The sequence below is a fragment of the Streptococcus oralis subsp. oralis genome (assembly GCF_002096595.1).
GTDB classification, from domain to species: Bacteria; Bacillota; Bacilli; order Lactobacillales; family Streptococcaceae; genus Streptococcus; species Streptococcus oralis_D.
This window is the reverse complement of sequence record NZ_NCUR01000010.1, coordinates 935,168-950,066: the sequence shown is the minus strand read 5'-3', so window position 1 is coordinate 950,066 and position 14,899 is coordinate 935,168. Positions and strand designations below refer to the sequence as shown.

Annotated in this window: 2 protein-coding genes; both read left to right on the top strand. The window is 43.6% G+C overall.

What is annotated here, in order from left to right; all coding sequences use genetic code 11:
* The first annotated feature begins 103 nt into the window (after window positions 1-103).
* Complete coding sequence (locus tag B7714_RS08985; protein ID WP_084860278.1) at window positions 104-6,472, top strand: SpGH101 family endo-alpha-N-acetylgalactosaminidase; 6,369 nt, start codon at window positions 104-106, stop codon at window positions 6,470-6,472.
* A 141-nt stretch (window positions 6,473-6,613) separates the two neighbouring features.
* Complete coding sequence (locus tag B7714_RS08980; protein ID WP_084860277.1) at window positions 6,614-14,863, top strand: SIALI-17 repeat-containing surface protein; 8,250 nt, start codon at window positions 6,614-6,616, stop codon at window positions 14,861-14,863.
* Window positions 14,864-14,899 lie beyond the last annotated feature (36 nt).

The window sequence follows — 14,899 nt, the reverse complement described above, 5'->3', positions numbered from 1 at the left end:
ATTTTTTATTTATAACAGTTAAGCAGAGTACTTTCAGAGAAAGGAGTATTTTTTAAAAAAGAAATGTAAACGCTTACTGGAAAGTGAAAGGATTTAGGAGTTCATGGATAAACGATTTTTTGAAAAACACTGTAAGTTCAGTATTCGTAAGTTTACGCTTGGAGTAGCTTCGGTGATGATTGGAGCGACTTTCTTCGCAGCTAGCCCAGTATTGGCTGATCAAGCAAGAGTTGGTTCAACAGATAATTTGCCGAGTGAACTAGCTGATTTGGATAAGAAGGCTAGTGATGAGGGGCACGATTTTGACAAGGAAGCTGCCGCTCAAAATCCTGGTTCAGCTGAGACTACTGAAGGCCCTCAAACAGAAGAAGAGTTGTTGGCTCAAGAAAAAGAAAAGTCTGAAAAGCCAAGCAATCTGCCAAAAGAATTAGAAGATAAGTTGGAGAAAGCTGAAGACAATGGGCGCGAAGTTAACAAGGATCAATTGGCCCAAGACACTGGCAAGCTCGTCCCAGAAGATGTGGCTAAGACTACCAATGGGGAATTAAACTATGGCGCGACTGTTAAGATTAAGACGCCATCAGGAGAAGGTAGCGGTATTGTCGTTGCTAAAGACCTTGTCTTGACGGTTTCTCATAACTTTATCAAGGATAGCCAAGACGGCAATATCCGTAAGGTTGTGGATAATGACCAAGGGGATGGAGATATCTATAGCATCTCATATCCAGGATTGCCAGATGTCAAGTTTAGCAAGAAAGATATCATTCATTGGGATCGTGAAGGCTATCTGAAAGGCTTCAAGAATGATTTGGCCCTAGTGAGATTGCGTACAGTTCTAGAAAATACGCCTGTTGAAGTAACCAAAAAGCCAGTAGTTAAGAAAATCGGAGATAAGCTTCATGTCTTTGGTTATCCAGAAGGAAAATTGAATCCGATTGTCAATACTACAGTTGATTTTGCGGAACCATACGGAGAAGGTGTCCAAGGGATTGGTTACCAAGGAGGAAAACCGGGTGCTAGTGGCGGCGGTGTCTTTGATACAGAAGGCAAACTAGTCGGTGTTCACCAAAATGGTGTAGTTGGAAAACGGAGCGGAGGCATTCTCTTCTCACCAGCTCAACTAAAATGGATTCAAGACCACATACAGGGAATTTCAAGTGTGAAACCAGCAGACTTGGAAGAGAAAGAAAAACCGGCTGAAGAAAAACCAAAAGAGGATAAACCTGCAGCTGCTAAACCTGAAACACCTAAGGCAGTAACTCCTGAATGGCAAACAGTAGCGAATAAAGAGCAACAAGGAACCGTCACTATTCGTGAAGAAAAGGGTGTTCGCTACAATCAATTGTCTTCAACGGCCCAAAATGACAATGATGGCAAACCAGCTTTGTTTGAAAAACAAGGATTGACAGTTGACGCTAATGGAAATGCGACGGTTGATTTAACCTTCAAAGATGATTCTGAAAAGGGCAAATCACGCTTTGGTGTCTTCTTGAAATTTAAAGATACCAAGAACAATGTTTTTGTTGGATATGACCAAGGTGGCTGGTTCTGGGAATACAAAACTCCAGGTAATAGCACATGGTATAAAGGCAACCGTGTAGCAGCACCAGAACCAGGTTCTGTAAACCGTCTTTCTATCACTCTCAAGTCAGATGGACAACTCAATGCCAGCAACAATGATGTAAATCTCTTTGACACAGTGACCCTACCTGGGGCGGTCAATGAGAATCTTAAAAATGAGAAGAAGATCCTTCTCAAGGCAGGAACTTATAGCAATGATCGCACGGTTGTCAGCGTTAAAACAGACAATCAAGAAGGTGTAAAAGCGGATGATACTCCTGCCCAGAAAGAAACAGGTCCGGCCGTTGACGATAGCAAGGTGACTTATGATACGATCCAGTCTAAGGTTCTCAAGGCAGTGATTGACCAAGCCTTCCCTCGTGTCAAGGAATACACCTTGAATGGACATACTTTGCCAGGACAGGTGCAACAGTTCAACCAAGTCTTTATCAATAACCACCGAATCACTCCTGAAGTCACTTATAAGAAAATCAATGAGACAACAGCAGAGTACGTGATGAAGCTTCGCGATGATGCTCACTTAATCAATGCGGAAATGACAGTACGCTTGCAAGTCGTGGACAATCAATTGCACTTTGATGTGACCAAGATTGTCAACCACAATCAAGTCACTCCAGGTCAAAAGATTGATGACGAAAGAAAATTGCTTTCTACGATTAGTTTCCTTGGCAATGCTTTAGTCTCTGTTTCTAGTGATCAAGCTGGTGCTAAGTTTGATGGGGCAACCATGTCAAACAATACCCATGTCAGCGGAGATGATCATATCGATGTAACCAATCCAATGAAGGATTTGGCTAAGGGTTACATGTATGGATTTGTTTCTACAGATAAGCTTGCTGCAGGTGTTTGGAGTAACTCTCAAAACAGCTACGGTGGTGGTTCGAATGACTGGACTCGTTTGACAGCCTATAAAGAAACAGTTGGAAATGCCAACTATGTCGGAATTCACAGCTCTGAATGGCAATGGGAAAAGGCTTATAAGGGCATTGTCTTCCCAGAATACACCAAGGAACTTCCAAGTGCCAAGGTTGTTATCACCGAAGATGCCAATGCAGACAACAAAGTCGATTGGCAAGATGGTGCCATTGCTTATCGTAGCATCATGAACAACCCTCAAGGTTGGGAAAAAGTCAAGGATATCACTGCTTACCGTATCGCGATGAACTTTGGTTCTCAAGCACAAAACCCATTCCTTATGACCTTGGATGGTATCAAGAAAATCAATCTCCACACAGATGGTCTTGGGCAAGGTGTTCTCCTTAAAGGTTATGGTAGTGAAGGTCATGACTCTGGACACTTGAACTATGCTGATATTGGTAAACGTATTGGTGGTGTCGAAGACTTCAAGACCTTGATCGAAAAAGCGAAGAAATATGGAGCTCATCTTGGCATCCACGTTAACGCTTCTGAGACTTATCCTGAGTCTAAATACTTTAATGAAAATATTCTTCGTAAGAATCCAGATGGCAGCTACAGCTACGGCTGGAACTGGCTAGACCAAGGTATCAACATTGATGCTGCTTATGACCTAGCACATGGACGCTTGGCTCGCTGGGAAGACTTGAAGAAAAAACTTGGTGATGGTCTCGACTTTATCTATGTGGACGTATGGGGCAATGGTCAATCAGGTGATAACGGTGCCTGGGCTACCCACGTTCTTGCTAAAGAAATCAACAAACAAGGCTGGCGTTTTGCGATTGAGTGGGGTCATGGTGGTGAATACGACTCTACCTTCCAACACTGGGCAGCTGACTTGACCTATGGTGGCTACACTAATAAAGGTATCAACAGCGCCATCACGCGCTTTATCCGTAACCACCAAAAAGATTCTTGGGTTGGGGACTATAGAAGTTACGGTGGTGCAGCCAACTACCCACTTCTAGGTGGCTACAGCATGAAAGACTTTGAAGGTTGGCAAGGAAGAAGCGACTACAATGGCTATGTAACCAACTTATTTGCTCATGACGTCATGACTAAGTACTTCCAACACTTCACTGTAAGTAAATGGGAAAATGGTACACCAGTTACCATGTCTGATAATGGTAGCACCTATAAATGGACTCCAGAAATGAAGGTTGAGCTAGTCGATGCTGCAGGTAACAAAGTGGTTGTGACTCGTAAGTCAAACGATGTCAATAACCCGCAATACCGCGAACGTACAGTAACTCTCAATGGACGTGTCATCCAAGATGGTTCAGCTTACTTGACTCCTTGGAACTGGGATGCGAATGGTAAGAAACTTCCTACTGATAAGGAAAAAATGTACTACTTCAATACGCAGGCCGGTGCAACAACTTGGACACTTCCGAGCGATTGGGCAAATAGCAAGGTTTACCTTTACAAGCTAACTGACCAAGGTAAAACAGAAGAGCAAGAACTAACTGTAACAAATGGTAAGATTACCCTAGACCTTCTAGCAAATCAACCATACGTTCTCTACCGTTCGAAACAAACCAATCCTGAAATGTCATGGAGCGAAGGCATGCACATCTATGACCAAGGATTTAACAGTGGAACCTTGAAACACTGGACCATTTCAGGTGATGCTTCCAAGGCAGAAATTGTCAAATCACAAGGCGCAAATGAAATGCTTCGTATCCAAGGCAATAAGAGCAAGGTCAGCCTTACTCAGAAACTGACTGGCTTGAAACCAAATACCAAGTATGCGGTTTATGTTGGTGTCGATAACCGTAGTAATGCTAAGGCAAGTATCACAGTGAATACTGGCGAAAAAGAAGTGACTACTTATACCAATAAGTCACTCGCTCTCAACTATATCAAAGCTTATGCTCATAACAATCGTCGTGAAAATGCTACAGTTGACGATACAAGTTACTTCCAAAATATGTACGCCTTCTTTACAACTGGATCTGACGTATCAAATGTCACTCTGACATTGAGTCGTGAAGCTGGTGATGAAGCAACTTACTTTGATGAAATTCGTACCTTTGAAAATAATTCAAGCATGTACGGAGACAAGCATGATACAGGTCAAGGAACCTTCAAACAAGACTTTGAAAATGTAGCTCAAGGAATCTTCCCATTTGTAGTAGGTGGTGTCGAAGGTGTTGAAGATAACCGCACTCACTTGTCTGAAAAACACGATCCATATACACAGCGTGGTTGGAACGGTAAGAAAGTCGATGATGTTATCAAAGGGAATTGGTCACTCAAGACAAATGGGCTAGTGAGCCGTCGTAACTTGGTTTACCAAACTATTCCGCAAAACTTCCGCTTTGAAGCTGGTAAGACTTATCGCGTAACCTTTGAATACGAAGCAGGATCAGACAATACCTATGCCTTTGTAGTTGGTAAGGGAGAATTCCAGTCAGGTCGTCGTGGTACTCAAGCAAGCAACTTGGAAATGCATGAATTGCCAAATACTTGGACAGATTCTAAGAAAGCTAAGAAGGTAACCTTCCTCGTGACAGGTGCAGAAACAGGCGATACTTGGGTAGGTATCTACTCAACTGGAAACGCAAGCAATACTCGTGGTGATTCTGGTGGAAATGCCAACTTCCGTGGTTACAACGACTTCATGATGGACAATCTTCACATCGAGGAAATTACCCTAACAGGTAAGATGTTGACAGAAAATGCTCTGAAGAACTACTTGCCAACGGTTGCCATGACTAACTACACGAAAGAGTCTATGGATGCTTTGAAAGAGGCGGTCTTTAACCTCAGTCAGGCAGATGATGACATTAGCGTGGAAGAAGCGCGTGCAGAGATTGCCAAGATTGAAGCCTTGAAGAATGCTTTGGTTCAGAAGAAAACAGCCTTAGTAGCAGAAGACTTTGAAAGTTTGGATGCGCCATCTCAACCAGGTGAAGGTCTTGAGAATGCCTTTGATGGAAATGTGTCTAGTCTATGGCATACATCTTGGAATGGTGGAGATGTAGGCAAGCCTGCAACCATGGTCTTGAAAGAATCAACTGAAATCACTGGACTTCGCTATGTTCCACGTGCCTCTGATTCAAATGGAAACTTGCGTGATGTGAAACTGGTTGTCACAGATGAGTCTGGTAAGGAACATACCTTCACAGTGACAGATTGGCCAAATAACAACAAACCAAAAGACATTGACTTTGGCAAGACAATCAAGGCTAAGAAAATTGTCCTTACTGGTACCAAGACTTACGGAGATGGTGGCGATAAATACCAATCTGCAGCGGAACTCATCTTTACCCGTCCACAGGTAGCAGAAACACCACTTGACATGTCTGGTTATGAGGCAGCTTTAGCTAAGGCGCAGAAATTAACAGACAAAGACAATCAAGAGGAAGTAGCTAGCGTTCAGGCAAGCATGAAATATGCGACGGATAACCATCTCTTGACGGAAAGAATGGTGGCCTACTTCGCAGACTATCTCAACCAATTAAAAGATTCTGCTACGAAACCAGATGCTCCAACAAGTAGCAAGGGTGAAGAACAACCACCAGTTCTTGATGTACCTGAGTTCAAAGGCGGCGTCAATGCAGCAGAAGCAGTTGTACATGAAGTCCCTGAGTTCAAGGGCGGAGTCAATGCAGTTCAAGCCTTGGTAAACGAATTGCCAGAATACAAAGGTGGAGCCAATTCAGTTCTAGCAGCTGCAAATGAAGTTCCAGAGTATAGAGGTGGAGTCAATGCAGTTGAGGCCTTGGTGAATGAAAAGCCAGCCTACACAGGTGTATTGGCTACAGCTGGAGATCAAGCAGCTCCAACTGTTGAAAAACCTGAGTACCCGCTCACTCCAAGTCCAGTAGCTGATACCAAAACTCCGGGAGCTAAAGATGAAGAAAAACTACCTGCTACAGGGGAGCACAGCTCAGAAGTAGCCCTCTTCTTGGCAAGTGTGAGTATCGCTTTATCTGCTGCTGTTCTTACGACAAAACGAAAAGAAGACTAAACAGATTTGGTTTTAGAAGTCCAAAAGATCTCGAATCAAATAGGATCAAACAGCCGGAGAGGACCTCTAGGTTCTCTCCTTTTTTCAAAGGAGAAATGATACCGCTTACTCATGTATGCGGATGAAAGGAATAGGAGAAAGATGGATAGACATTTTTTTGAGAAACGCTGTCACTTTAGTATAAGAAAATTTGCAATCGGTGCAGCCTCCGTGATGATTGGTGCTAGTATCTTTGGAGCCAATATGGTTCAGGCAGCAGAAACAGCAGCGCCTTCAGAAACAGGGGGAAGCATCACCCATGTTGAAGCACTGGATAAGTTACCCGATGATTTAGCCAATGCGCTTAAAAAGGCGGATGCAGAAGCTGCAACAGAAGCAAGTCATGAAGAAACTCCAGCGACTGACGAAGGAAGCAATCCTACATCAAGTGAAGAGGCAAAACCAGAGACAAGTCCTACAAGTCCCAAGCCAGCAGAAACGCCGAAACCGGTTGAAACACCAAAGGCAGACAATAAACCAGCTGAAACTGCTACGCCAGCAGCAAAACCAGCTGAAAAGCAAATTGAAGATAGAGAAGATGTCAACCATCTCGAAGGTGCTACTGCTCAGGCGAGCAACCATGAGACTGGTACCAACTTTACTGCGGATAAGGCTATCGACGGAGATGATAATACTCGTTGGGCTACAGACAAAGATGTACCAAAACCAACTTTTGAACTGACTCTGCCAAAGACTACCTTGATCAAACATGTAGAAATTGATTGGGATCGTCGTCTTCGTAATGGGCAAAATGACCCAAATATCAAATCTTGGAGTCTCTATTACGCAGGCCAAGAAGATGTGGGGGCTAATGGAGAAAAACAATGGAAACTAGCTCATACCAAAACTGGAGAACCTGTTTTAGATGAGAAAGTTGACCTAGCTGAAAGTATTCAAGCTAAATATCTTAAGTTAGAAATTAACGACTATCAAGTGGGCACAATGGGTTGGAGAAACGTTGGTATCCAAGAAATTCGAGCTTATTCAAACGTTCCGGACCATAGTAAGGTAACGGATATCCGCCAAGTAACCGAACTAACAGTAGCAGAAGATGGACAGTCTCTTGTCTTACCAACTTTACCAGGGAAAGTTAGCCTTATCGGAAGCAACAAGCAAGGCGTGATTGACCTTCAAAATCACATCTATAAGCCTTTGACAGACCAACGTGTCAAGGTCATGGTCCAACAAATCAGAGACAGTCATACCTTTACAAAAGAGTTTGAAGTAGTCATCAAGGGACTACATCAGGACGAGGGTGTAGGTGTCAAACCCAAAGTAGCACCAGCTGTTCAACAATGGTATGGGAAAGAAGGCCAATCTTCTATCACTTCAGATACAGTCCTTGCGACAGGTGATTCTGGCTTTGATCAAGCAGCAACCTTCTACCAGTCAGACCTTGCTAGCCGTGGATTGGAACTAGCAACAGGTAACAAGCAAGCTCAAAAACGAATCGAATTTAAAAAGGTTGAAAACAAAGGTTATGGTAAAGAAGGGTATGGCATTACTATCCAAAATGATGTGATTACCATAGAAGCTGCTACAAACACAGGTGCCTTCTACGCCACTCGTACTCTTCTTCAAATGGGAGAAACAGACCTACAAAATGGCGAAATTCGTGATTTCCCAAGTTTCAGCCACCGTGGCTTTATGTTGGATACAGGTCGTAAATTTATCCCTTATGACACTCTTGTAGACATCATGCTCAACATGGCTTACTACAAGATGAACGACTTGCAGTTGCACCTTAATGATAACTATATCTTCCTTAAGGAACACTTGGCAGGTAAGAATTTAAGTCCAGAAGAACAACTCAAGTATGTACTTGAACATGCCAAGACTGGTTTCCGTGTGGAGACAGACATTGTCGGTAAGAATGGTCAAAAATTGACATCAGATGAGCATTATACCAAGGAAGAAATGCAAAATCTGATTAAACTTGCCAAGGCCTTGCATATCAACCTAGTGCCAGAAATTGACACACCAGGTCACGCCTTGTCCTTTGTCAAAGTCCGCCCAGACCTCATGTATCAAGGTAGTTTGAGCGATTATGCAGGCAAGCACAATGTCGAGCGCGTAGCTATGCTCGACCTAGATAATAAATACGATGAAACGCTGGCTTTTGTCAAATCAGTTTATGACAAACTCCTCGATGGTCCAGATGCACCACTTCATGGGGTATCAACTGTTCATATCGGAACGGATGAATACTATGGCAGCAGAGAAAGCTATCGCCGCTATGTCAATGACCTTATCAAATACATTAAAGGAAAAGGTTATACCCCTCGTATCTGGGGTTCGCTCAGTGCGAAACGAGGTAAAACAGCGGTTGATTGGAAAGATGTAGAGGTTGACATCTGGAGTATTGGTTGGCAGCAGCCAAAAGAAGCTATTGCTCAGGGAGCTAAGATTATTAATATCACTGATATCCCAACATATAGCGTTCCGAATGGAGATAATCGTCAAGCTGGTTATGGTGATTATGCCAACTATGAAACTCAATATAATAGTTGGACACCAAACGATTTCCGAACTGGCCATGGCCCACTACTAGAAGCTTCTAATCCAAACATCCTTGGTGGTGGTCACGCAGTTTGGAATGATAATATCGACCTTCATGAGACCGGTTTGACCTCTTATGATATCTTTAAACGTTTCTTCAAGAGCATGCAAACCACTGCAGAGCGCACTTGGGGATCTGACCGTGCAGCTGCGACCTTTGCAGAACGCACCCTACCAACGAGTCCTTATGCGCCACAGTCAAATCCTGATAAAGAGATTGATCAAAGCGACTTGTTTACCATCAATCCTGAAACAGTCAAGAACTATGCAAGCAAGAGGGTGAAGACAAGCGAGCAAGGATTGGCTTTTGAGAAAGACAGCAGTATCGAAGGATTGGCTGGTGATGTTGGTCCAAGTCATGTCTTGAAGTTTGATGTAACTGTCACTGGGGACGGAGAACAAACCTTCTCAACAAGTGGGGACAACCGTATCTATCTAGCTGATAAAGACGGCTATCTTGCTTACCAGTTTGAACAGTTCCATATTCAATTCAATAAAAAACTTAAAAAGAACAAACGTTATCAAATCTCTATTGTGACCAAACCACAATCTACAGAAGTTTATGTAGATGGTGAAAAGATTGAACGTATCGCAAATCCAGCCCACCCTCGTTTTGCCCACAATAGCTTGGTTCTACCGCTTGAAAGCATTGGTGGTTTCAAAGGAATCTTGCATAGTGCAGAGTTGTCAGACAAACCATTTGTAAATCCTCGTTTGATTTCAAATGATAAGATTACGGCAACCGCAAGCAGTCAGCAACTTCCAGGAAACGCGACTGAAGGCGCTGTTGAAAAGGCCTTTGACAATGATCCAAATACCTTCTGGCATACTAAGTGGACTGGTGACACTGCGCCATACACCCTTACTATGACCTTGAAAGAAGCAGAAAAAGTCAATGGCTTGACGTATCTCCCACGTCCAGGTGGTGGAAATGGTGTCGTGACGCGCTACGAAATCTACGCACAAAAAGATGGCCAAATGGTCAAGGTTTCAGAAGGAAGCTGGGACAACAACGCCCAAGAAAAAACAGTCAACTTTGCGGCGGTACATACCAACAAGATTGAGTTGAAAGTATTGGAAGGCGTTGGTGGTTTTGCAAGTGCAGCCGAAGTTCATCTATTGAAACCTGTCAAAGAAGAGCAAGAAACGCCTGCACCAAGTAAACCAGAAAAACCAACTACACCAGAAAAACCAAAAGTAGACCAAACCGGTGATGGAACAGTTGAATTGGCAGATCAATTCACTGCAAGTAAACCAGCTAGCGAAGATAGCATTGCAGCTGCCAGCAAGAGCGCAGACTATCTCAAGAAAGAGTACAAGGTCTTCCCAACTCCACAAAAAGTGACTTATGGAGAAGGTGTTACAGCTCTTCGCAAGCAAGTCAATCTGGTCATGGGCGATCAACTTGATATCTATACTCGTAATCGCTTGAAGAGTGTCTTGCAGGACAATCAAGTGTCTTATACAACTGGTAAGGCGGCAATCGCTGGCGCAACCAATATCTATCTTGGAGTGCATGGACAAGGTTCACAAGCAGAACAAAACTTATCTAACGTTTCAGCAGGCCTCTTTGACAAGATTGATGCCTATGCCTTGACCATTAAGGATAACTCGATTTCTATCGTCGGGAAAGATACAGATGCAGTCTTCTATGGTTTGACAACCTTGAAACACATGCTCAAGGAAAGCCAAGTGCCAGTCCTTCGCAATGTGACAGTAGAAGATTACGCAGAGCTCAAGAACCGTGGTTTCATCGAAGGTTACTATGGAAATCCATGGTCGAATGCCGATCGTGCAGAGCTCATGCGTTATGGTGGCGATTTGAAATTGAACCAATACTTCTTTGCACCAAAAGATGATCCATATCACAACAAGAAATGGCGTGAACTCTATCCAGAAGAAAAACTAGCTGAAATTCGTGAACTTGCTCGTGTCGGAAATCAAAGTAAAACACGCTATGTCTGGACTATCCATCCATTCATGAACAACCGCATCCGCTTTGGCAATGAAGCGCATTACCAAGAAGATTTGGCAACCATCAAGGCTAAATTTACCCAGTTGATGAAAGTGGGTGTCCGCGAATTTGGTATCCTTGCAGATGATGCTCCAAGTCCAGTCGGAGGCTACAATAGCTACAACCGCTTGATGCAAGATATGACCAAGTGGTTGACTGAAATGCAGGGAACTTACAGTGGTCTTCGTAAAGAAATGATCTTTGTTCCTGGACAGTATTGGGGTAATGGACGTGAGGATGAGTTGAAATCCCTCAATGAAAATCTCCCAAGTTCAGCATCTATGACCTTGACGGGTGGTAAGATTTGGGGCGAAGTCTCTGAAAGCTTCCTTTCAACTCTCAAAAACAATCTATCCGCAGGTGGCAAGACCTATCGCCCAGTTTCACTTTGGATTAACTGGCCTGTAACAGATAACTCGAAACAACACTTGATTCTAGGTGGTGGTGAGAAATTCCTTCATCCAAATGTAGATCCAAGCTTGCTATCTGGTATCATGTTGAACCCAATGCAACAGTCTGAACCATCTAAGATTGCCCTCTTTGCAGGAGCTCAATACTCATGGAAACAGTGGAAATCAGAAGAAGAAGCTAAGAAAATCAATGATATTGCCTTCAACTTTGTAGAAAATGGTCATTTTGAAGATAGCAAGGTATCAGCAGCCTTCCGCGAACTTGGTAAGCACATGATTAACCAAAACATGGATAATCGTGTCGTCAAACTAGAAGAATCTGTAGACTTGGCTCCAAAATTAACAGACTTCATGACCAAGCTCAAAGCAGGTCAGGATGTGACTGCAGAACGTGCAGCCTTGCGTGCAGAATTTGCCAAGATTAAAGAAGCAGCCGAACTCTATAAAGCATCAGGCGATAAAAAGATGGTTGCGCAAATCCACTATTGGTTGGATAATGCAATCGACCAAATGAATGCCCTAGATGCCTTCCTTACAGGAACAGAAGCTATGGCTACAAACGATGCAGCCAAACTCTGGGATAGCTACTATAAAGGCTTGAAGTTCTACGAACAGTCTCAAACTCACACCTTCCATTATGTAGACCATATGGAAAAAGCTGAATTGGGTGTTCAACATATTCGTCCATTTATCCTATCCTTGAAAGAAGTTCTGGCATCTGAAGTTCAAAAAGTCTTGCATCCAGACCAAATCATCAGCACCTTTATCACCAATCGAACAGGTGTAGAAGGTGGTTTGGCAGAAGTAACAGATGGTGACTTGGCAACCCATGCGATTATTAAATCACCAAACAGCATCAAGACAGGTGATTATATCGGTATGAAATTCAACAAACCGGTAGATATCCAAACCTTGACCTTTGCAATGGGAACGCAGGCAAATCCACGTGATACCTTTAGTAAGGCAGAAGTGCAGTATCAAGATGAAAATGACAACTGGGTAACCTTGAAAGAGCCAAGCTATGTCGGAAATGAATCCCTTCTTAAGTTTGAAAATCTCAATATCAAGGCCAAGGCAGTTCGCATGATTGCGACAGCAGACCGTGAGAATACTTGGTTTGCAGTTCAGGAAATTGCAGTCAACCGTCCAGTTGAAAAAGCTCGTAGCCAACAAGCAACGACAGTTAGTCTAAGCTCAAACTTAGTTTACAAACTAAATACCTCAGCTCGTCAAATCACTGATGGCAAGGACAATACAGAAGCCATGATGGCAAATGCTGACGGTAGCAATACGACACCAGTAGATGCTTGGGCACAACTTGACCTCGGTGAAGTCAAGTCAGTCACTAAAGTTCGCCTTCGTCAAGGAACGGGTGATAAGCTTGCTGCAGGTGTACTTGAGTACTCTACAGATGGAACTTCATGGCAAGAATTGGATCGCCTATCAGGAGAACAAACCAAGGAAGTGACCAGAGCGATCAATGCTCGTTACATCCGAGTACGCAATACCAAGGCTCTCGACCTCTGGTGGCGTATCCAGGACTTCTCTGTTGAGACACGCTCTGGAAATAGCGAGTTAACAGACACCAACGTGGAATCCTTGAAGGAAACGCCGGTAGTGGATAGCTTGGGCAGTTATGAGCTTCAAATTCCATCTGGAACCAAACTCCCTGCCCATAGCTATCTAGGTATGAAGCTTGACCGTATCCATCAGGTCAAGAGCATCCAGCTCCAAGGCCAAGCCAACCCTGCTCTTAGTCTAGAGTACTCTGCAAACGCTCAAGAATGGCTGCCAGCGAGCCAGTTGACTGATAGATCTGCAGCAAGCCACTTAGTACGTTATGTGCGTCTGGTCAACAAAACAGATCAGGAGCAAGCTATTGCAGCGACTTCTCTCCTTGTGACGACTAAAGAAGTGCAACCAACAAAATTGGAATCAACTTCAATGGGAATTCACCCAGCATATGGTAGCAATGATGTTCGTAAACTGAACAACCTAGATCAATTATTTGACGGTGTTTATAACAACTTCGTTGAGTTCTCAGACTATGCTCGTAAAGATGGTCATGTGACCTTGAAACTTGGTAGCGAACGTACCATCAAGAAGATCAGAGCCTATATCCAAGACGGAACGCAAAACTATCTTCGTGATGGTAAGATTCAAGTTAGCCAAGACGGTAAAACTTGGACAGATGTGGTAACAGTTGGAGATGGTGTAGCTAATAGTACACACGATGATTCATTGACAGATGGTTGGACACACGATTCTAAGATGCCAGGAAATCGCTATATCGAGGGTGAATTGACGACACCAGTTAAAGCTAATTATCTCCGTGTCCTCTATACAGCAGACTATGATGCCCGTTTTGTAGGCTTTACAGAATTGGTCATCAACGATGGTGAATTTGTCAAACCAATCAATGATCCAACAGTAGAAGGAAGTAGTGGAGAAAGCCAAGGCAACCTTTATAATAATCTTGTAGACGGCAAAGTCTTGACCAGCTACAAGTCTGAAAAAGACAAGGGCGAATTGGTGTATCACTTGTCTGAACCAACTAAAGCTAACCACCTTCGTCTCGTTTCCAGTCTTCCTGAAGGAGCTAAGGCACGTGTTCTTGCTAGAACACTCAAGGATGGTCAAGACAGTTGGACAGACCTCGGTGCCATTACATCTAGTCTCCAAACCTTCGCTATCCGAAATGGTGGCTCTCTTCTAGACGTCAAATTAGTCTGGGAAGGTGGCAAGGCTGAGTTTTATGAATTGGCAAGCTTCCATCAAGAATTAACAGAAGAACCTGTTCAGTCAAGCAAGGGCGAAGAGTCAGCACCCGTTCTTGAGGTTCCTGAATTCACAGGTGGTGTCAATGCAGTTGAAGCCCTAGTACATGAACTTCCAGAGTACACAGGCCCAGTAGCGACAGTAGGTGATCAAGCTGCTCCAACAGTAGAGAAACCTGAGTTCAAGGGTGGCGTCAATGCAGTGATGGCTCTAGTGCATGAATTGCCAGAGTACACAGGCGCAGTAGCAACAGTAGGTGACCAAGCAGCTCCAACAGTAGAGAAACCTGAGTTCAAGGGCGGTGTCAATGCTGTTATGGCACTGGTACATGAGCTTCCAGAATACACAGGTCCATTATCGACAGTAGGCGACCAAGCAGCTCCAACAGTAGAAAAACCTGAGTTTAAACTTAGCACTCTAGTTTCTGATCAAGGTAAGACTCCAGATCATAAACAAGAAATTGCTAGACAAGAAACAGCAAAACAGAGCTTGCCAGCAACAGGTGAGAGTCAATCTGACACAGCCCTCTTCCTAGCAGGTGTTAGCCTAGCCCTATCTGCTCTCTTTGTAGCAAAAACAAAGAAAGACTAGTATTTAGTAAAACCTCTTAACAAGATTACGAAATCC

Coding starts and splice junctions, on each gene's coding strand:
- B7714_RS08985 (WP_084860278.1), top strand. CDS start 104: ATGGATAAACGATTTTTTGAAAAACACTGTAAGTTCAGTATTCGTAAG.
- B7714_RS08980 (WP_084860277.1), top strand. CDS start 6,614: ATGGATAGACATTTTTTTGAGAAACGCTGTCACTTTAGTATAAGAAAA.